Genomic DNA, 21097 nt, shown 5'->3' on the forward strand with positions numbered 1-21097 from the left:
ACTGATAATTATATCAAGGTGACAACGCCGGTAAGACAAGAGTGGTCAAATAACATCGTTGACTGGGAGCTCAGGTAGGGAGCGGGTTTCAGGGGGATGAGAGAAATTATTTTAAAAGTTTTTTAAAAAAAATTTGGCGAAATAAAACAATTATCTACCTTTGCAATCCTCTCAGACGAGAGGGCAACAAACGAAAAAGGGAGTTTAGCTCAGCTGGTTCAGAGCATCTGCCTTACAAGCAGAGGGTCGATGGTTCGAATCCGTCAACTCCCACCTCTTCAAAAGTTCTTTCACATTACCATTAATTGGGAGTTTAGCTCAGCTGGTTCAGAGCATCTGCCTTACAAGCAGAGGGTCGATGGTTCGAATCCGTCAACTCCCACATCGTTTAAAAAGTTCTTGTTTAATGGTAATTTTAGTAATGGGAGTTTAGCTCAGCTGGTTCAGAGCATCTGCCTTACAAGCAGAGGGTCGATGGTTCGAATCCGTCAACTCCCACAAAAAGCCCTGGTTTTCACCAGGGCTTTTTTGTTTTTAAGAAAAATTGAAGGCACAAAATTTCGCCTACAAGGCGCCAGCCAAAAAAGAATCTTCTTTTGTCATTGCATAAAGGTTCTCTCTCACGGGCGCCAGCCCAAAAAGAATCTTCTTCTGTCATTGCACAAAAGTTCTCTCTCACGGGCGCTAGCCCAAAAAAAGAGCCCTCTTCCTTGCTGCCGCAGGCCAATCAATCTCCTTTCTCCACCGGCGTCACCCTCACCTCCTTCATCTCACTCCCCCTAATCACCTTCAAAAACTGCCACTGCCCAATCTTCTCCTCCGTCATCATCTTAAAAAACTGATCCGCCGTCTCCACCATCCTATCTGCAAACCCCACAATAATATCCCCACTCAACACACCCGCCTTCGCCGCCGGACTATTTCTCTCCACCTGCGTCACAAACAACCCCTGCCTGTTCTTCACTTCATGTATCGCCCTCAACCTCGGCACCAGGTCTACCTGCTGCATCGCCACACCTATATACGCCCGCTTCACCTTCCCAAACCGAATTAACTGATTTGCGATCGATTTAGCCGTATTTATACTAATAGCAAAGCACAATCCCTGCGCGCCATTAATAATCGCTGTATTAACCCCAATCACAGCCCCATCGCCATTTATCAACGGCCCTCCCGAATTACCCGGATTCAACGCAGCATCTGTTTGTATCAGCGCATCCATCATCATCCCATCAGCCCCTCTCAATGACCTGCCTAACGCACTAATCACCCCTGCCGTCACCGTATGCTGAAAACCTAACGGATTCCCGATGGCAATAGCCAATTGTCCGACCTTCAATTCATCTGAATCTCCAAAAGGCACCGTCGTCAACTCACCGGCCTCTATCTTCAATACAGCTAAATCTGTTGCAGCATCCTGCCCTGCAAGATACGCGGGGTAAGTCCTCCCGTCCTGCAACATCACCCTTAGATGACTGGCACCCTTTACGACATGACTGTTCGTAAACAGGTACCCATCTGAAGAAAAGATAAACCCGGAACCAGATCCCCCCGCGACATCACCGCGTGAGCTGCGTTCCAGCCTTTCTATTTTTACCACCGCCGGACTTACTTTTTCCACGGCGTCAATAATTACCTGAGAATATGTGTCCATGCCAACAGGACATCAAATACCTTACCCGAAGAAATTGGGGACAAGGTGACAGCCACAAAGGATAAAGGGCTGCCAATTAGACTACTATATTTCCCATTTTGGCTTTTTAACCAGGGATTGAGGGCTTTTACACCCGTCTGATGCCTAGTATAACCAGACCATAGCTTTACTGCTAAAAGGGCATCAAAAGATCACCAAAAGGTCACCTCAATATCCCCGGGATAATGAAGTGCCCTTTTGGTAATCTTTAAGTAGCGAAGTGATGGTGAAGGTTTGCTATATTTCACTCAACCCCTCATTATCGCTTCGCCAAAAGCCTTTATCGCTTGCTCAACGAATTTATTTGCCCCTCCTTCCCCCATCCTCTAATATTGCCTGAAAACAAGCGTATGGCAATAGTAAAAGACAACATCCTCCTCCAGCTCGTCAACGGCAGCCTGGGAGACATTATCACCATCTATGTCCGGAACGGACAAATCATCATGGCAAAAAAAAGAGGTCCGTCTACCGAACCTCCTACTTCCAAACAATTATTAGCACGCCTGAGAATGAAAATCGCCGTAGCACTGGCAAAAGAAATGATCAAAGACCCGGAAGTCAAAGCAGCATTCGCAGCCCAGGCCGGTCCGGGGCAAAACGCATTTAATATGGCGGTAAAACACGCATTTAATACCCCCATCGTGCTGGAAGCAGCACTGCCACCTGCCCCAAAAAATATCCCGCCTCAACAAAGAGACGGGATAAAAAATTCACTGCTTCCAAAAGATTCACTTATTCCTAAAAACTCATTTATTCCTGAAAAACTTCTTCATGAACTTACCCAGTTTCGAGAGATTGGCTAACTGCTCCTGAATAGGCCGCAGCGTGAGATCCTCTGGTTGGATACCCGCTTCTATATATTCAATTTCTGTCTGTTCAGGATAGATCAGGATCACATTGTTATGCGTAAAATGCTTGCTGATACGGGAAGGCAGGCCTTCCAGCGAAGGTCTGTAAGACAGTGTACCCTTGCGGGCAGATACGATAATCAGCAGATCATTCCTCGTAGTTTCGTATGCCAGCGCCGGCAGGTCTACCAGGTCATGCCAGAGTTTGAAACCAATATCTACTGTCTGCTTCAGTTTCTGGACCAGGTCCTGCAGGAATCGCTGCGTTGCGCCTTCGCAATATACCATCAGCTTACCCCCTACCTGCTTACTGAGCAAAAACAGTTTTTGCATATAATGTGCAAACCCGATTTCATACTCCGCATTGCGTGGCAGCACAAGGAGAATACGGCGTGTAGTATTCAGCGGAAAAGAAAAATCACAGACATACAGGTTCTCCCACACACTCTGCATCACATTGTCCAGGGTCGTACCAAAGATAGAGCCAAAGAGCCTGTCTGTAGTACTGGTCTTGTCCGTCCAGCCAATGATCACATCCGTAATACCCAGCTCTTTTGATGCGCGGGCTATACCATCAGATACGTTCAGGTCGATACGGGTCACTACCTGTACCTTGCTTTCAGTAGCAGCAGCATGGGCGATGACGGCTTCCATCATCCTGTTTGTCTGTGTCATGCGGGCTTTCGCCTCTTCGTCGTCCTGCACCACTGCCAGCGGGTATACCGGCGTTTTTGCATTCGGATCCTTGATCATGACGGCAAAGTCCAGCATTGCTTCCATCTTACCCGGATTAGCGATGGGGATGAGCATGCGTTCTATTACTTCTTCCGTCTCCGGTTGTTTATCCGATTCAATGATGGCCAGTTTACGACCTGCACTTTCTGTAACGAAGCTACCCACCAGGCAGGTAATCAGGATGAGGATCACGGTTCCATTCAGTACATTTTCGTTGATAATCCCCATGTTGAAACCAATGAGGATCACAGCAATCGTAGCCGCTGCATGCGCACTGCTCAATCCAAAAATTACGTTGCGCTGAGGTACGGTGTACTTAAACACGATCTGTGTAAAGGTTGCTGCCAGGTACTTGCTGATCAGCGCCATAGCCGTGAGCACACCTGCTATCAGCAAGGCTTCAGGGCCTCTGAGCAGTACCCGCAGGTCTACCAGCATTCCCACGCTGATCAGGAAAAAAGGAATGAACAATGCATTGCCTGTAAACTCGATCCTGTTCATCAGGGGTGACGTATGTGGAATGAGCTGGTTCAATGCCAGTCCCGCCAGGAATGCGCCAATAATACCCTCCACCCCGGCCAGTTCAGCCAGGAATGCGGCGAGAAATACCATTCCCAGCACAAAGATGAAATGCGAAGTTTTGTCGTCCTTGATTTTCTTAAAGAACCAACGGCCTATCATGGGGAAGATCCACAATACAATGGCGGCAAACACCACCAGGCTGGCCCCCAGGCTGATCCAGAACTGCTCGTTCAGGTTGCCCGCTGTGGCACCGGTAATGACGGCCAGGATCACGAGTACGGCGGTATCCGTAATGATGGTACCTCCGACTGCCACCGTCACCGCTTCGTTCCTGGTAATTCCTAATCTGCTTGCCAGCGGGTACGCCACCAGCGTGTGCGTGGCGAACATACTGGAAACCAGCAGTGTAGCCATAAAGTTGAAATGCAGTACATAGTGACAGACCACAAACCCCAGCAGCAGGGGAATAAAAAACGTAAATGCCCCAAATACCAGGCTCCGGTGCTGGTTCTTACGGAACTCCGTCATATCCAGTTCCAGGCCAGCCAGGAACATAATGTATAGTAGTCCGGCCTTGCCGAACAGGTCTATACTACCCTTCTCAATAATTTTAAACCCGTGATCACCAATGAGCATACCCGCAATGATCAATCCGATGATGCTGGGAATCCTGAATTTACGCAGGATAATCGGCGCCAAAAGGATAATGAACAGTACCAGGGCAAAAATAGGTACCGGATCTTTGAGAGGTAAACTAATATCAATCAACAATTTAGTGCCATTCATTCCTATCATAGTTCCTGTTTTCGATGTTCACAATAATAATGATAATCAGTGAGATTGTCACTTGTACAGGGTGCGGCTGTATGGTTCGGATCAGAGAAATAATAGTGATAATCAGCGGGATTGCAACTTGTACAGGGTGCGCCTGCATGGTTCGGATCAGAGAAATAATAATGATAATCAGCGGGATTGTCACCACAACCAGGGCTATAATAAAATGGCGTGAGTTTAATTTAAAATCACGATTCTAAGCTGTATTTTTGTGTAAATTTTATATTTCCGGATATGAGCCAGCGTCAGCAAACAGGCACACACACCAAAGAGTGGGAAGATGTGTTGGTAGCAGAGGATGAACAATTTCCATACAGCCTCATCGTGTGGAACGATGAAGTAAATACATTTGACTGGGTCATTCAGTCCCTGATGGAAGTATGCGGCCATTCGCAGGAACAGGCTGAGCAATGTGCATTGATCATTCATCACAATGGCAAATATGCTGTGAAGCAGGGAGAATTTACCGACCTGCGCCCGATGTGCGAAGCCTTGCTGGACAGAGGAATCAGTGCAACTTTAGAAGAAGCTGTTGAAAGCTAATGCCTGTATTTTATCTTACAGATGAGCTAATATTCCCCCCTGTTAATTTAGCAGATGAAGACGGCCTCCTGGCTTATGGAGGTGATCTTTCTACTGAGCGATTGCTACTGGCTTACCAGGAAGGGATTTTCCCCTGGTATAATGAACCGCCTATCTTATGGTGGAGTCCGGATCCCCGTTTTGTATTATTTCCTGAAGAGTTGAAAATCAGCGCCAGTATGAAACAGGTGCTGAAGAAAGGTGTGTTTGAGATCACCTTTGATAAAGATTTTGCAGGGGTGATAGCTGGGTGCAAAGCGTCGCCACGTAAAGGGCAGGATGGTACATGGATTTCATCTGAAGTAGAAGCAGCGTATACTGCTTTGCATCAATCAGGATATGCACATTCGGTAGAGTGCTGGCAGAATGATGAGCTGGTGGGTGGTTTTTATGGGGTGATGCTGGGAGATTGTTTTTTTGGAGAGTCGATGTTTGCAAAAGTGAGTAATGCGTCGAAGGCGGCGTTTATTACGTTTGTGCAAAAAGCGAAAGGAATGGGGTTGAAGCTCATTGATTGCCAGGTGTATACGGAGCATCTGGCTTCGCTGGGGGCGAAGTTTATTGCGAGGGAGGAGTTTTTGGAGATGATACAATCCTGATTACAGGATTTCATTTAAGATTTTGCAGTCCCCGATGCTGCCATATCCTTTTTTATCTTCTCCGTGTGCTGCATTCCCTACCAGGCCATAGCCCCAGCAATTTCTTCGAGTGTATGGTTGTAAGGTAATAACTCATATTCAATACTAACGGGATAACCCACGACAACCTTTTTTATAGTCTAATATTTGGCAAATAAAAATAGAACATTTATGAAAGAGGAAATTCACTACCGGGGTGAATACTGTTTCAAAAAGAAAAGGCGATTGTGCCATCATCAATTTTAAAAGATAATGGTAATCACAAGTAGACTTATGAACGCAATTCATTTGCCCTGGTCGGTAGAGGGTCCGGTTTAAATTCAATTTGCCCAATTCGTCGGCATTACCCGGCTTGATGGAAATGTCATTCACTATCTTGTTGGTAATTCCCAAAACCATGCGCATTGGTTTTATTTTGCTCAGTTGCTCTTTTGCAGGAGCGATGGCTACAGAATTATCTCATGATAGAACAATACTTAATCCTGCAATTCCACTGGCTTTTAATTTGGGTTACAGCAGCTCTTCGGGATAGTTCCTGGTTTTGGGGTTCTTCTAAGTATTAAATGGCTGTTGTTTTAATAAATTCAGGATAAGATATGAAAGGCTGTTTCGGCAGGAACTTCCCCATATACTTTTTTATTATTTAAGGTAGATGAAGAATTTAAAAACTCAGTATGAGAAAAACAATTCTTATTTGAATCTAAATAAACAATAACAACTATCTTCCATATCGAAATCTTTTGTCCATTTGCAACAATATGCATAAGCAGGTAAATTGGTATTCTGGTTACGTTAATTTCCTGGAAATGCACCTACATTAAATAAAAGTTCATCATTTCCAGAGTTACAATTATCTGTAATGAGGTCGACAGTTATACTATGGTCATCAATTGCATTAACAAGTTGCTATGCATTCTTCGATAGTGTTTGTTTTGTGGCTTTGCAAGTCATATCAATTGTCTAACTTTTTTGTCTAACTTTTTTGTCTAAACGACATCGAAATTTTATAACTAAAAAAGGGACAAAAATATTTGGGTGCTAAATGATTTTTAGTACATTTGACTTACATTGTTATCGCAATTAACCTGCTGCAAAGAACGAGAAATACGTTATAAGGAGCTAGATTAATCATGTAGAATGTTTTTATCATAATATGCAACATACCCTGCTATTATGATTACGTTTAATCCAACATTAAAAGGAAAAAATATTAGTTCTTTGGGGGAAATTATTTATTGGCATGCCGATGAGACCTGTTTGAATTAAGATCTCCGACTTGATTGTATCTTGTTTTAGATACAGATATGGGCTAAGTCTTTCAATGTAATAATTACCGTTAAGAAATTTTTTGTAATCCCTATTGCCAATTACTGAACAGTGACGTTGTGATGAATGTGTTAACTCATTGTCAATAGATATATCGAACATAGAATCTAATTAAGGAAAAATGGCTGGAAGTAAGCTCGTTAGCTGCGTAAATGGGACACCCTTTACTAAATGGAATTCATTGTTGTTATTATGTTTTATTTTGATTACTCGCCCTGTTTTCGCACAGGTCTCCGTAAAAGGTATAGTAAGTGATAACGCACATCATCCACTTGAATTTGCTACCATTGTTGTCAAAGGAGACTCGGGCATAGTCGCCAATGCAATGACAGATAGTAGTGGGTATTATCAATTCAGGGTCTTACCAGCTATTACATACACAATGGAGATATCCCATCTCGGAGGTGGAAACTATCGCGCCCCGCTTACCATTAAGGCCGATACGATCATCAACATCTCATTAGACAATTCTTCACGTGAACTAAAAGAAATCGTGATAGATGGAAGAAAACCCTTTGAGAGAAAAGCCGACCGTTTTATCTATTCACCAAACAAAAGCATGGTCGCAGGAGCATCGGGTATTGACATCATGCAACACGTACCTATGTTGATGTTTGATCAGCGATCCAGCTCCCTTTCTATCATCGGTAAGTCAAATACAGTCATATATATTAATAACAAAAAAACACAGGTACCTGCGCAAATGCTGATCCAATACCTGCAGGCTTTACCCGCGGAAAATATCAAAAACATAGAGATCATTACCAATCCCGGTGGAGAATACAACGCCGCAACCACTGGTGGTGTAATCAATATCAATATTAAAAAGATGTTGGACGAGGGATGGCAAGGATCAGTAGTAGCAGAAATCCAGCAAGGACCATATAATAAATCTGATCTGAATGGTTTTATAAATTATAGAAAAGGAAAAATCGGTTTACAATTGATGCCCTCTTTTTCTTCCAATTATAATTATAACACGAGTTCTACACAACTGGTATATGCAAGTGGACAACAGAATGATATACAGAACAGAACATACAGAAGATATAATGTATATGGGACCGGAGTGACATTAGATTATGACCTAAATGCTCATAATTCCTTTAGCTATCAGGGATGGATCTCAGGCGTAACCGGGAAAAGCAATTCTACGTCCTATACCAATTATAGCACGACTGGCATAAGTACGCCGGACTCCATTCAAAAATTGGCAACACGAGGTAATGATCAGTATGTTTATAACTTTGGGAACCTGAATTATCATCATACATTTAATGAGAGTGGTAGTAGCTATCTGGATGCAAATATCGATTATAATCAATTCACCCAAAGACGACATAACAATTGGGGTATTGACGATATAGATACTTCCTCAGGAAAACCAATCAGCAATGTTGGATACTATAAAAGTGATCTTCCTCAACACTTTTTTAATCTCTCGGAACGCCTGGATTTGGCAATAACGCTGCCAGGAGAAATAAAGTTCCTTACGGGAGCTCAATACAGTGCAACGTCCCTGGATAACAAAATGCATTATTACACCCTGGCAGATAACATTTATGTGAATGATGCTTCTCAGACAGAATATTATAAATATAACGAAAAGTACATTGCTGGTTTTTTTAGCCTGGGTAAGAGTTTTGGAAAGATACAAACTAAAGCTGGTTTAAGGCTGGAAGGTACCAATTATACAACGAATGCACGTATAACCGGAGAGAAAGCAGATAGCAATTATATTAATCTGTTTCCTAATGCAGTAATTGGATATAACCCAAATGATGATAATCAATTTAGTATCGGTTATTCAAGGAAGATAAACAGGCCGAATGCCGAACTATTATTCCCAGGGCGAACTTACAGCTCTGCAAATTATTTTAGTCAAAATAACCCTTTTCTACAGCCGGCCTTATCTGGCAATATAGAATTCTCCTATGTGCTCAAGAGCAAATATGTGTTGAATGTTACTTATTCTACTATAAAAAATGATTATTCGAGTTTTACACAGGAGATTTCAGAAGATGGAGTTTCAAAACTGAAACGTACTTATATAAACTATGGTGATGTTGACAAATTGAATGTCGTGATCAATTACCATGATTATATTATAAAGGACATGTGGGAACTATATTTAACACCTTCGCTGACTTATAGCCGGTATAAAGGTACTTCCAGTGATGTACACCTGGAATTGACTAATTACAATTTTGATTTTCTTGTAGACAATTACCTATATATATCAAAGAAAAAGATGTGGACAGGTTATTTGACTTTTGGATATAGTTCTCCCTTTAAGAGTATAAGCGGGGATAGACTGAATAATCGCACATCACTTGACTTGTCGGTGAAAAAGGTCGTAAAGCAGTTCTCCTTTTACCTGGCAGTTTACGATATCTTTAATGGAGGTTCGATTCAAAAATATGATTTGTACAGGGATGAATTGTTGACCAGGAATTACGTTAATACAAATGTTTATAATCGCAGTGTACAATTAAAAGTGAGGTATTCATTTGGAAATAAATACCTACATAAAAACAGAGACCGGAATACGGCCAACGAGGATTTACGCAAAAGAATAGGGGGATAAAATTTATGTTCTTTTGACGGCAGCTATGCCTATCTATTAACAGTAAAATTTCAATGAGAGTTAATTGATGTGAACCACACATCAAAATGGGAATGCTTTATACGTATGAACAATGACGGAAAGGAATGACAATCACGCAGAAGATCTGATAGGTTAGACTAAAGATCCTTTTAATGAAGCGTTACCAATTTACCGACTTTAAAATCTCAGAAGTGATAATTGATGTAAGTCCACACATCAAATAGGGGGAATTTCGTGCATAAAAAGCCGATAAAATAAAGGGGTAACATTCTGCGAAAGAACAGGAATTCCCCATTGCTTAAAGCAAGGGGAATCATTCTATTAATGTTTAAATCTCGGTAAGAGCTGACTGATGTGCCTTGTACATCAGAACAGGAATGCTTTATGCATAAAAAGGCCACTCCCGAAAAGCCTAAGATAAACAAAGTAGGGAATAAATAACAACCACAAAAAATTATGAAAAAGGAAAAATTAAGCTTTGATGCTTTTGAAACGCTGTCAGAAAATGCTGAAGGTAAACTGGTAAGTGGGTTTTCCCCTGCATTTGAAGGTCGCGAATTAGTTGGCGGCGATGACGGTACAAATGTCCTTTGTCCTGTTTTATCTAACACTAACTGTCCTATCTGCAGCGGCGGCAGCAGCAAGTCATAATGACGTGAGCCGCAGCCTAAAACAGGGATGCTTTATTCACAATAATGTAGCATCCCGAAAAGAATTAATAACTATTTGCATAAAAAAACCGGGGATGAAATAGTAGTTGTTTTAAAAGCAACTAAGTCTTTACACTAATATCTAAATCCTGGTAAGAGCTGACTGATGTGCCCTGCACACCGGAACAGGAATGTTTTTATGCATAAAAGGCCACTCCCGAAAAAGCCTAAGATAAACAAAGTAGGGAATAAGTAACAACCGCAAAAAAACATGAAGAACGAAAAATTAAGCTTTGATGCTTTTGAAGCACTTTCAGAAAATGCTGAAGGCAAATTGGTAAGCGGGTTTTCTCCTGCATTTGAAGGTCGCGAATTAATAGGTGGCGACGATGGTACAAATATTGTTTGCCCCATTTTGTCTAACACTAATTGCCCTACCTGCAGTGGCGGCAGTAGCAAATCTTAATTTAACTCAGAAAGCGATATTAGCCACTATGGCTGATATCGCTTTTTAAATGCAACGTTATATGAAATTCAGTCAATTCAACGCGGTAATCCCGTATTCGGAAAAATTCGCAGTCTATAATTCATTTACCCAAAGAGTAATTTTTATTGACCCTACGCTAAAAGAAGTACTTGATGCAGCCATTCATGAAGGTATGGATGAACTGGCAAAGGTCCATCCTACCTTTCATCAGTATCTGTCTGACCAGGAATTTTTGGTAGAGGATCATGTTAACGAAATCCATAAGGTCAAAGACAGGGTGAGAATGGTTGATGAAAATATTGATTCCTTTCTTCTTACTATCAATCCAAGCATGAACTGTAATTTTAAATGCTGGTATTGCTATGAGACGCATGTAAAAGGGTCCAGGCTTAACAATGATATCATAGCAAGGATCAATACATTTATCTTCAGGACAGCTAACATAAAAGGGTTAAAGAATTTCAATCTGAGTTTGTTTGGAGGTGAGCCTTTGTTATATTTTGAAAAGGATGTCATTCCTGTACTTGATCAATATATCAGCCAATGCAGACAGCATGGCCTCAAACCCGTTATTCATTTTACCACTAATGGGTACCTGATAGATCAGGCATTCGTTGATTATTTTAAAGGAAAAGATGTTGTTCCGGGTTTCCAGATCACTCTTGATGGCTATAGAGAAAAGCACGATGAGGTAAGATATGTGAGTGCAAACAAAGGGTCCTATTTTAAGATCATAGAGAATATCAAGCTGCTGATCAGAAATGCCTTCCCCGTGCAGATACGTATTAACTACACGGAGAAGAATGTAGATGGTTCTCATTTAATCGTTAATGAATTCAGCGATATAGCCCCGTCTATTATTCAAAAATATCTGCGATTCAATTATCACCGGGTATGGCAGGATGGCAAACATGACAACACCTATCTTTTACTTGAGGAGAATGTGAGGAAAGTAGAAGAAACAGGGGTTACAGCTTTGACCCATGAGTCTCCTAATCACGTATATGAGTCATGTTATGCAGATAAACGGAATAGCGCAGTGATCAATTTTAATGGAGATGTCTTTAAATGTACCGCCAGAGACTTCACCCAGGTAAAAAGGGAAGGATATCTGGATAATGAGGGAGACATCGTATGGGAAAATAATTCCCTGCAAAGAAGAATGAATGCAAAGTTCAAAAACAAACCTTGTCTTTCATGCCGCATTATGCCCCTATGCAATGGTGGATGTTCACAACTTGCCATAGAATTTATGGAATCGGTTGATGACTACTGTGTTTATAGTGGTAATGAAAATGAGAAGATGCGCATTGTAAAAAATAAAATCAAAGAAATTGTCGGTGTTTAAAAGACGGCTTAAATTTCAGTATCAGCTGGAAAGTTCAGATTGTGGGCCTGCCTGCCTTGCAATGGTGGCTTCATATCACCAGCGACCTTACTCTATCAGGGATATAAAGGAACATTGTGCGCTTACCCGTATGGGAGTATCTGTGCACGATATCATTTCCGGAGCACGCAAGATGGGCTTCCGGGTGAATGGTGTACAGCTCACGCCTGACCAGTTGGATACCCTGCCATTACCTGCGATCTTATATTGGAAACAACGCCACTTTGTAGTATTGTATAATGTGCAGGAACGCAATGGCAATACTTATTATTACATAGCAGATCCCAGTTATGGGAAGAGTAAGATGGATGCAGAAACCCTGACGAAAGAATGGAAAGGAGCTCATCCAAAAGGGGTCGCTATTCTCATGGAGCCTGATGGAGATGTGGTGCCAGACTTTTTACCAGGAAAAAAGGTAAGACTACTGAAGGAGGAATTTATTCAGGGAATCACAAGGTTTGTGGTAAAACATAAATGGAGATACTTAATTTCTTTCCTACTGTTATTGGCTGGTCTCGTAGCTAACTGGTGTATCCCTGTAGTATTCCGGAAAATGATAGATAATGGTATTGGCAACAGATCCCTCCACCTGGTATGGATATTATTGCTGGCCCAGCTGGGTTTGTTTCTTAGTAATTTCGTCTCAGGGCTGATTACAGACTTACTCTTCACTAAGCTCAACTTCAAATTAAGTATTCAAATGAAGGAACATTATCTTTTGAAGCTGATGAAACTACCCACCAGCTATTTTGATACAAGGATTAATGCTGAAACTTTACAACGAATGGCTGACCAGGGTAAAATACAACAATTCATTACCTGGAAGGCCCTAAACAGCTTTTTGAATATATTGAATATTGTCGTCTTCAGCATAATACTTTTCAATATAAACAAATACATATTTAGCATCTTTTTTCTTTTAAGCATCCTCTCTATTTTATGGGTCAGCCTTTTCCTGCGCCTGCGTAAAGTGATGGAATACTCTTTGTTTTTGCGGCAGTCAGAAAATAATAATAGTCAGTTCGAGTTTATCATGCATATGCCAGAAATAAAAATCAATAATGCACAGTATAGTATGATAGCCAAATTAACCAGTATACAGGAAAAACTGCATGAGCTGGAGCTAAGGAGTCTATTCCTGAATATGTACCAGGGCATGGGTATGAATTTTATTACCAAATTCAAGGAACTACTGGCAATCGGGGTTTGTGCTTACCTGATTATCAGAGGCCAGATGACTATTGGCGCCCTACTTAGTATTTCCTACATATTAGGCCAGCTAGGTTATCCTATTAATATATTGACTTCGCATTTAAGAGAGGCACAAGACGCAAATATTGCGCAGAAGCGAATTAATGAAGTTTACCTGGAAAAGAACGAAAATGATGAATCCCGTCTACCCATTTCTGCTATTCCTGATAAAATTTTGTTGAATAATGTGAGCTTTAAATATCCTGGAAGTTTTAATCATCTTGTGTTAAGGAATATCTCCTTCGAAATACCCAGAAATAAAGTAACTGCCATCGTTGGTTCCAGTGGAAGTGGAAAATCAACAGTGTTAAAACTGCTGTTATCTTATTATCAGCCTACAAAAGGAGAGCTAAAAATAGGGCAACAGCCGTTAAGCACATATGACAGTGATGAATGGAGAAAACTTTGTGGCACAGTATTGCAGGACGGGCACATTTTTGCTGGTACAATTGCCGAGAATATAGCTATTGCAGAAAAGGACATTGATCGGGAGCGCATCATGCATGCAGCCAGGATAGCCTGCATACACGATTTTATTACTGAACTGCCAATGGGTTACAATACCCGTGTTGGTTCAGTTGGTATACCGTTGAGTGGCGGTCAACGTCAGCGGTTGTTGATAGCAAGGGCTATATATAAGGAACCTGAACTACTGCTCTTTGATGAAGCTACCAGCAGCCTGGATGCTAACAATGAAAAGCAGATCATGGAGAATCTTCAGGAGTTTTTCAAAGGCCGAACAGTAGTAATTATTGCACATAGACTGAGTACGGTAAAAAATGCAGATCAGATCATTGTTTTGAATAATGGAGTAATTGCAGAGGCAGGCAATCATCAATCGCTGGTCAATGCAAGAGGAAATTATTTCGAACTGGTCAGAAATCAGCTTGAATTAGGTAACTGATAAAGATTTTATACTATGAGGACTATCCCTACATTTGTTATCAACCTTGAAAAACGATTAGATCGAAAAGCGCATTTAATCGAACAATTCAGAAGCAGGATTGAGTTCGATATGCAGATCGTAACGCCAGTTGACCACTATGACGGATGTGTCAGTTTATGGATGACGATCCAGCAGATCGTGAAAGATCATCTTCAGGCCGAATATATTCTTCTTTGTGAAGATGATCATGTATTCCAGGAAAATTACTCACCAACATTACTAATGGGAGCTATCTCAGAGGCACAAATAATGCAGGCCGACATTTTAGCAGGAGGTGTAAGTTGGTTCAATAATGCACATAAAGTGTCAGATAACCTGTATTGGGTAGAGAAATTCTCTGGGTTACAGTTCACTGTTTTATTTAAGTCTTTTTTTGCCACAATATTATCAGCAAGTTTTACTTTAGACGATGTGGCCGATTTAAAGCTTGGTTCACTTACGGATAGTAAATTTTTTATCTCTCCATTTATTTCCATTCAAAAGGAATTTGGTTACTCCGATGCAACACCAAAGAACAATAAAAATGCTGGAAGGGTAGATACCCTTTTTCGTGAAAGCCAACATAAGGCCAATGTGATAAAGTACATCGGAGAGTATTACAGGAAATATAATCCGGACGTAAGAAATAACGCTGCTGCTTACCAACATTTAGTCATACCTGTATATGTTATCAGCCTGCCGGAAAGGATCGATAGAAGGACGCATATCCTCCATGAATTTGAAGGCAGAAATGAATTTGATGTAAAAATAATAGATGCCTGCAGGCACGAGAAAGGGGCAGTAGGATTATGGATGAGTATCTGTAAAGTGATTGAGATGGCAATAGCAAATGAGGATGATCTGATCGTGTTGTGTGAAGATGATCACACGTTTACACAACATTATAACAAGGAACACTTACTGAAAAATATCATCGAAGCGTATTATCAGCGTACAGAAATCCTGGCGGGAGGAATAGGTGGATTTGATATGGCTATTCCAGTGAATAAGGACAGGTTCTGGATAAATGCATTTTACTCTACCCAGTTCCTTGTGTTATATAAGCCCATATTCCGGAAAGTGCTGGACTATGCTTATGATGATACTGTTACCGCTGATGGTGCTTTTTCGGCATTAACAGAATATAAGCAGGCGCTGTTCCCCTTTATCTCCATTCAGCGGGAATTTGGATATTCTGATGTGACTGCCTGGAATAACGGAGAAGGAGCGGTGACAGGTTGGTTTATTTCTGCGGGAGACAGGATGGAGATGACCCGAAAAGCTTATGAGCGCTATACTCTGCATATGAACGGCGCCAGTATAAAACCTGTGGCTGAACTACCATCTGCCATTTGCACGTCTGCATTCACAACATTTACCACTTCGACTAATATAGAATGAAAATAACAATAAGGACCAGAGCACAAAATATGCTACTTTGTGAGCGCATGTTACAATTTATTCCTGCTGATGTGCATAAAGTGGGGCATACCGGTTATTCTACCTGGAAAAGTGCCGTAACATTCCTACATGATGCCATAGATCGTACGGAAGACATACTGGTAGTAGTAGATGAAGATGCATTTATTGTTGATTGGTACGGTGTGGAGAAACTATGCTTGTATTTAAAGGAGAATAATATCCTGTATGCAGGGATGCCTGATGGAGGTATTATTGAGCACCGTTTCCATTCCTATATACATATTAACCCCTTTTTCGCAGTTTTTAACTGTGCTATTATCAAACCTCTGAAACATAATTTATCACGGGATATAATAGATGGAACCGTATTTGACACAGCTATGGAACGTTTCAAACCATCCTGGTTGCATACAGCCTTTGAGCATGATACCATAGAGCCTTTCGCCGGCCTTTTCTATTGGTTGGCAACTATTGGTACGCCATTGCTATTAAAAGCAGATACAATGGATGATGGCATAAGCACAGTTGTAAAAGGTCTTTCGGATGAACCACTATGTTACCATAGTTGGTACAGCCGCCAGTATATGATTGACGAACCAACCCAAAGACGGATAGATGCTCTATATCTAAAAGCACTTGGAGACAGAAAAAGAGAAGATCATCCATTGTAGGCAAGACCTTATTTTTCGGTTTTTCAGACCAACTTATCGGGCCTATCAATACCCACAAAAAAGGGTCGGAAATAAATTCCAACCCTTATTATTCCAATCTATTTTAATTCCAAAAACTATTTCTTCTTCGTAAACCCTCCTTCAAACAAACAACGCACTCCTCTATATGCCCCGCAACCACCTATCTCCTTTATCGTCAGTCTGCCTGAAGCAAACTGAAATGCAATCCCGCATTCCGTATCCTTATCTTTAAACTCCCCTTTATTCGCCGCTGTTAAACGACCCGTGCCTGATATCTCTCCTTTACAACCACTCTCTTTTGTAAAAGAAATAAAGAACAGGAATGACTTCGCATCCTTCCCATCACGAATAGACACAAGATTATTTTCACCAGCCCCATAATCGCCGGAGAATTTATTTTTCTTCGGGAGTGTATCAATCGGGTTAAACAGCTGACCCGGTGCCGCTTCGCCGGTAGAGTTGGTCATGATCAGTGAGGTATTACCATTTGGTTCTACAGAGTAAAAGTTTTCGGTAGTACCCGTATGACCAGGCGTTACTTCTGTCTCAGTGGTAATCTTTACCATCTCCTTACTGTCGATAGAGAAGTATTCTTTTTTATTCCCCTTTCCATTTATCAGGGCTGCCTGAACACGGTTCAGGTAATGGTCCTTTTTATCGAAGAAACACAGGTAGGCCACCGTTGTGTTTTTATCTTCAGCTTTAATGACGAGGTAGTTAACCTGTTTGCCAGTCAGTGAAGCTAGTGGATAGTAGCTCACCTTGCCGGAAGGGAAGTCAGCCTTCGCCAGCGTATCGACCAGGAACTGGCTGATAAGGGCGGTGTCGATAGCAGCGGAATCGCCTGTTCTGCTGGCAAGCAGCTCAGGGGTCAGTTTGTAAGGCAATTTGCTGTCAGCAAATGACTGACGGAATTCTTTAAAAGTGATTGCACCAGTGCCTGATTTTTTACCGCCAGACTTGCAGGAGGCAAAAAGACCAAGTGCTAATGCCGCTATCAACAGCTTATTCATGCGTATTTGCTTGTTTATTATGGCCGAAAAGTTAAAGAAAAAATTGATATGAACAAAAGTGAAGGGCAAAATTGGGGTTTTTTATCGACTATTCAGGCAAAAATTGAAGATATCCGGATGACAGGGGCAATATCCGACAGGAGAAGATCAGGACCGGGCGGTAATAATCGAAAGATATCCCGATGACCTACAGCGATTTGAGCGCACTACTTGCATTTCTCCAATAAAATATTTAGATTTACCTAAATTTTATTTTTAGAAACATGAATTTGACGATTGCAGAGGAGAACTACATCAAATCAATCTATAAGTTAGAAGAAGGACAGGAAGCAGTCAGCACAAATGCACTGGCCTATGAGCTAGATACCAAACCCGCATCGGTGACCGACATGGCGAAGAAGCTGAAAGAAAAAAAACTCATTGCATACGAGAAATATCAAGGTATTAACCTGACCAGCGAAGGGAAAAAAGCCGCCCTCCAGATCATACGCCGACACCGCCTCTGGGAATGTTTCCTGGTGGAAAAACTCAGTTTCAGCTGGGAGGAAGTACATGAACTGGCCGAAGAACTGGAACATGTACGCAGCGAAAAACTCACCAACCGCCTCAGCGAATTCCTGGGCAACCCGCAGATAGATCCTCATGGAGACCCGATTCCAGATGCACAGGGTAAAATGGGTAAACCCCGTGTACAAACCAGCCTGCACAAATCGAAAGCCAACAGACTCGAAGTCATGGCAGTATCTGATAAATCGGCCGCGCTGCTCGAATTTCTGAATACAAAAGGCGTTCGGTTAGGGACACAACTGGACGTGATAGAACGATATGAATTTGACAACTCAATTGAGATCAAAATAAAGAACCAACCTGCCTTTACCATCAGTGAACAGGTGGCAAAAAGTATTATGGTAAAGCCGATTTAAGCTAATTTTATGAACCATCAGCACACATCTCTGGGCGAAGTACATCAGAGTGTAGACACTACCACAGCCAGCCCGAACCGCTGGAAAAAAATGCTTGCCTTCTTTGGCCCTGCTTACCTCGTAAGCGTAGGCTACATGGACCCGGGTAACTGGGCTACAGACCTTGCCGGCGGCAGCCAGTACGGATATACCCTGCTATGGGTACTGCTCATGAGTAACCTCATGGCATTGCTGCTACAATCACTCAGTGCAAGATTAGGCATTGTTCGCGGACGCGACCTTGCACAGGCCAACAGGGAGACCTACCCGCCTCTTGTTAATTTCATTTTGTATATACTGGCAGAAATCGCCATTGCCGCCACCGACCTGGCAGAAGTGCTGGGGATGGCCATCGGGATCCAGTTACTGACAGGATTACCCTTGCAATGGGGGGTGAGCATTACGGTGTTCGATACCTTTTTATTGCTCGTGCTGCAGCGATATGGGATCCGGAAAATGGAGGCGTTTATTATTGCACTGGTTGCGATTGTAGGTGTATCGTTCCTTACAGAACTGATGATGGCAAAGCCGGTGATGAGTGAGGTGGTTACAGGATTTGTACCCCACATTCCGGATAATACTGCGCTTTATATTGCAATCGGTATCATAGGGGCTACAGTGATGCCGCATAACCTGTACCTGCATTCTGCACTGGTACAAACGCGAAAAATCAGGCAGGATGAAGCAGGCATCAGGCAGGCATTGAAACTAAATTTTATCGATAGTGCAGTTGCATTAAACCTGGCGTTCTTTGTAAATGCAGCGATACTGATACTGGCAGCTGCAGTATTCTTTAAAACAGGAAGAAATGATATTGCGGAGATACAGGATGCACACCGGTTGCTGGAAGGACTGCTAAGTAATAAATGGGCACCGATATTGTTTGCCGTGGCACTGATTGCTGCCGGTCAGAGTTCTACGGTAACAGGTACACTGGCCGGACAAATTGTGATGGAAGGGTACCTGAAACTACGTATCAATCCATGGTTGAGAAGGTTATTGACAAGGTTGCTGGCAATTATACCGGCGCTGCTGGTGATACAGATTGCAGGTGCTGATAAGGTGGGAGAACTGCTTGTGTTCAGCCAGGTATTGCTGAGTTTACAGCTGGGTTTTGCAGTGATTCCTTTGATACATTTTGTGAGTGATAGAAAGACAATGGGTAAATTTGCAGTAAATGTTCCGGTGAAGATACTCAGCTGGGTGATTACAGCGGTATTAGTGTATTTGAATACGCGCATGGTGTTTACAGAAGCTATGCATTATATGGAGGGAGATAGTTCTATCTGGATGGATATCATGATTACGATACTGGGTGTGGGGTTTGTGGTATTACTGTTCATCACAGTATTTTATCCACTGGCTACAAGATATTCTGCAAAGAGTACGGCGAATATACATCCTGCCACTGCGGTGTCTTTGGAGAATATCACCATACCGGTGTATAACAGGATTGCTTTGGCACTTGATTTCAGTAAACATGATGAAGCGATTATTTCAAATGCGATTGCACATGGCAATGCAAATACGAAATACCTGTTGATACATATTGTGGAGAGTGCTTCGGCGAGGTATTTAGGACGTGAGTCGGATGATTTTGAAACGAGGAAAGATAAGGAGCAGATGGAAACGTATGTGAGTTTGCTGAAGAGTAAAAACCTGCATGCGGAAGGGTTTTTAGGATACAGGCATAGGGCGGAAGAGATTGTGAGAATTGTAAAGTCGGAGAAAGCAGATTTTTTAGTGTTGGGGGGACATGGGCATACGGGTATTAAGGATTGGATTTATGGAGAGACGACTAACCAGGTGCGGCATAAGGTGAAGATACCTGTATTGGTGGTACAGTAAATAAAAAGCGGATTGCGAACTACGTACTACGATGAAAAAAGGCAATCGTAATACATAATTCGCAATCCGATTAATAATTTTATTGGATTGGTAGCGCTAATCCGGCCAGTTTATATTTTATGCCAGTCCGTGCGGCCAGCTTTTGAACGGCAGGACAACCATTGGTCCATACCTGTTAGCTATAAGCCCAACGCTGATTTCAATTTTGGATACCCCGTCTTACTCACCGGCACCTTCGCCCCGCTCTTCAGCATCGCCAGGTGATTTTCCTTCTCATAAGGCTCTATTCTCGTCACCTGGTTTACATTCACGATATAAGACCGATGCACCCTTGCAAACTGCTGCATATCTAAAGTCTTCTCAAAGAATGCCATCGTTTTATTTTTCAGAAAAGCACCTTCCTGTGTTACAATCTTCACATAATCGTCTGCAGCTTCGAGGTAATGTATATCCTGTACGGGAATAATCCTGATCTTACCATTGATTTTCACCACTACCCTATTACTCTGCAATGGGCTTGCCGCCGCTGTTTCCAGCAAGGCATCTGTTTCTGCAGCAGGTACTGCTTCCTGTCGCTTATCCAACCATTTCTGCAGGGCCTTGTCAAAGCGTTCCTTAGAGAAGGGTTTTAACAGGTAATCTGTTGCATTCACTTCAAACGCCCTGATGGCATG

General features: G+C 42.1%; 16 protein-coding genes and 3 tRNA genes. 15 read left to right on the plus strand and 4 right to left on the minus strand.

Annotated elements, in window-relative coordinates:
• Positions 1-198 precede the first annotated feature (198 nt).
• From ABDW16_RS29220 to ABDW16_RS29230, 3 genes are all read left to right on the plus strand, one after another.
• Positions 199-273: transfer RNA gene (locus ABDW16_RS29220), tRNA-Val, on the plus strand.
• A 34-nt stretch (positions 274-307) separates the two neighbouring features.
• Positions 308-382 (plus strand) — tRNA-Val (locus ABDW16_RS29225).
• A 41-nt stretch (positions 383-423) separates the two neighbouring features.
• A tRNA-Val gene (locus tag ABDW16_RS29230) sits at positions 424-498 on the plus strand.
• A gap of 229 nt (positions 499-727) precedes the next feature.
• Here ABDW16_RS29230 and ABDW16_RS29235 read toward each other — a convergent pair.
• Positions 728-1654, minus strand: coding sequence for a trypsin-like peptidase domain-containing protein (locus ABDW16_RS29235; RefSeq protein WP_343674772.1), 927 nt, complete (start codon positions 1652-1654; stop codon positions 728-730).
• Positions 1655-1980: 326 nt separating this feature from the next.
• Between ABDW16_RS29235 and ABDW16_RS29240 the strand changes: the two genes are divergently transcribed.
• Complete coding sequence (locus ABDW16_RS29240) at positions 1981-2496, plus strand: hypothetical protein (RefSeq protein WP_343674773.1); 516 nt, start codon at positions 1981-1983, stop codon at positions 2494-2496.
• On the opposite strand, the gene ABDW16_RS29245 is transcribed toward ABDW16_RS29240, so the two are convergent.
• Positions 2440-4593, minus strand: coding sequence for a cation:proton antiporter (locus ABDW16_RS29245; RefSeq protein ID WP_343674775.1), 2154 nt, complete (start codon positions 4591-4593; stop codon positions 2440-2442). The genes ABDW16_RS29240 and ABDW16_RS29245 overlap by 57 nt on opposite strands.
• 273 nt (positions 4594-4866) lie before the next feature.
• Here ABDW16_RS29245 and ABDW16_RS29250 point away from each other — a divergent pair, with 273 nt between their 5' ends.
• From ABDW16_RS29250 to ABDW16_RS29290, 9 genes are all read left to right on the plus strand, one after another.
• Entirely contained in the window at positions 4867-5175 is a 309-nt protein-coding gene (locus ABDW16_RS29250) for an ATP-dependent Clp protease adaptor ClpS (RefSeq protein WP_072361060.1), read from the plus strand.
• Positions 5175-5813: a leucyl/phenylalanyl-tRNA--protein transferase gene (aat, locus tag ABDW16_RS29255; protein WP_343674777.1), complete on the plus strand. Its 639-nt coding sequence runs from the start codon at positions 5175-5177 to the stop codon at positions 5811-5813. Before ABDW16_RS29250 ends, aat begins: the two co-directional genes overlap by 1 nt.
• A gap of 1567 nt (positions 5814-7380) precedes the next feature.
• Positions 7381-9765: a TonB-dependent receptor gene (locus ABDW16_RS29260; RefSeq protein WP_343674778.1), complete on the plus strand. Its 2385-nt coding sequence runs from the start codon at positions 7381-7383 to the stop codon at positions 9763-9765.
• A 477-nt stretch (positions 9766-10242) separates the two neighbouring features.
• On the plus strand, positions 10243-10437 hold the full coding sequence (locus tag ABDW16_RS29265; RefSeq protein ID WP_343674780.1) for a hypothetical protein: 195 nt from the start codon (positions 10243-10245) through the stop codon (positions 10435-10437).
• Between the two features lie 270 nt (positions 10438-10707).
• Entirely contained in the window at positions 10708-10902 is a 195-nt protein-coding gene (locus ABDW16_RS29270) for a hypothetical protein (RefSeq protein WP_343674781.1), read from the plus strand.
• 61 nt (positions 10903-10963) lie between these two features.
• A complete protein-coding gene (locus ABDW16_RS29275; RefSeq protein WP_343674782.1) occupies positions 10964-12271 on the plus strand; it encodes a radical SAM protein in 1308 nt (435 codons plus the stop codon).
• Positions 12264-14465 carry a peptidase domain-containing ABC transporter gene (locus ABDW16_RS29280; protein ID WP_343674783.1) on the plus strand — a complete coding sequence of 734 codons (2202 nt, stop codon included), beginning with the start codon at positions 12264-12266 and terminating at the stop codon, positions 14463-14465. Before ABDW16_RS29275 ends, ABDW16_RS29280 begins: the two co-directional genes overlap by 8 nt.
• Positions 14466-14480: 15 nt before the next feature.
• On the plus strand, positions 14481-15887 hold the full coding sequence (locus ABDW16_RS29285) for a hypothetical protein (protein WP_343674784.1): 1407 nt from the start codon (positions 14481-14483) through the stop codon (positions 15885-15887).
• A gap of 47 nt (positions 15888-15934) precedes the next feature.
• Positions 15935-16579, plus strand: coding sequence for a hypothetical protein (locus ABDW16_RS29290; protein WP_343674785.1), 645 nt, complete (start codon positions 15935-15937; stop codon positions 16577-16579).
• 116 nt (positions 16580-16695) lie between these two features.
• Here the strand turns inward: ABDW16_RS29290 and ABDW16_RS29295 are convergent, their stop codons facing one another.
• Positions 16696-17613, minus strand: coding sequence for a hypothetical protein (locus ABDW16_RS29295; RefSeq protein WP_343674787.1), 918 nt, complete (start codon positions 17611-17613; stop codon positions 16696-16698).
• A 263-nt stretch (positions 17614-17876) separates the two neighbouring features.
• Between ABDW16_RS29295 and ABDW16_RS29300 the strand changes: the two genes are divergently transcribed.
• Positions 17877-18536, plus strand: coding sequence for a metal-dependent transcriptional regulator (locus ABDW16_RS29300; protein WP_343674788.1), 660 nt, complete (start codon positions 17877-17879; stop codon positions 18534-18536).
• A gap of 9 nt (positions 18537-18545) precedes the next feature.
• Positions 18546-20423 carry an Nramp family divalent metal transporter gene (locus ABDW16_RS29305; protein ID WP_343674789.1) on the plus strand — a complete coding sequence of 626 codons (1878 nt, stop codon included), beginning with the start codon at positions 18546-18548 and terminating at the stop codon, positions 20421-20423.
• 179 nt (positions 20424-20602) lie between these two features.
• Here the strand turns inward: ABDW16_RS29305 and ABDW16_RS29310 are convergent.
• On the minus strand, positions 20603-21097 hold a 495-nt coding region (locus tag ABDW16_RS29310), incomplete at its 5' end, for a LytTR family DNA-binding domain-containing protein (protein ID WP_343674790.1).

Source organism: Chitinophaga sp., from assembly GCF_039596135.1.
In the GTDB taxonomy this organism is placed as follows: domain Bacteria; phylum Bacteroidota; class Bacteroidia; order Chitinophagales; family Chitinophagaceae; genus Chitinophaga.

What these genes read in the sequence shown, in the direction of transcription:
- ABDW16_RS29235 (WP_343674772.1), bottom strand. Translation starts at nt 1,654, where the DNA reads ATGGACACATATTCTCAGGTAATTATTGACGCCGTGGAAAAAGTAAGT.
- ABDW16_RS29245 (WP_343674775.1), bottom strand. Translation starts at nt 4,593, where the DNA reads ATGATAGGAATGAATGGCACTAAATTGTTGATTGATATTAGTTTACCT.
- ABDW16_RS29250 (WP_072361060.1), top strand. Translation starts at nt 4,867, where the DNA reads ATGAGCCAGCGTCAGCAAACAGGCACACACACCAAAGAGTGGGAAGAT.
- aat (WP_343674777.1), top strand. Translation starts at nt 5,175, where the DNA reads ATGCCTGTATTTTATCTTACAGATGAGCTAATATTCCCCCCTGTTAAT.
- ABDW16_RS29265 (WP_343674780.1), top strand. Translation starts at nt 10,243, where the DNA reads ATGAAAAAGGAAAAATTAAGCTTTGATGCTTTTGAAACGCTGTCAGAA.
- ABDW16_RS29270 (WP_343674781.1), top strand. Translation starts at nt 10,708, where the DNA reads ATGAAGAACGAAAAATTAAGCTTTGATGCTTTTGAAGCACTTTCAGAA.
- ABDW16_RS29275 (WP_343674782.1), top strand. Translation starts at nt 10,964, where the DNA reads ATGAAATTCAGTCAATTCAACGCGGTAATCCCGTATTCGGAAAAATTC.
- ABDW16_RS29285 (WP_343674784.1), top strand. Translation starts at nt 14,481, where the DNA reads ATGAGGACTATCCCTACATTTGTTATCAACCTTGAAAAACGATTAGAT.
- ABDW16_RS29290 (WP_343674785.1), top strand. Translation starts at nt 15,935, where the DNA reads ATGTTACAATTTATTCCTGCTGATGTGCATAAAGTGGGGCATACCGGT.
- ABDW16_RS29295 (WP_343674787.1), bottom strand. Translation starts at nt 17,613, where the DNA reads ATGAATAAGCTGTTGATAGCGGCATTAGCACTTGGTCTTTTTGCCTCC.
- ABDW16_RS29300 (WP_343674788.1), top strand. Translation starts at nt 17,877, where the DNA reads ATGAATTTGACGATTGCAGAGGAGAACTACATCAAATCAATCTATAAG.
- ABDW16_RS29305 (WP_343674789.1), top strand. Translation starts at nt 18,546, where the DNA reads ATGAACCATCAGCACACATCTCTGGGCGAAGTACATCAGAGTGTAGAC.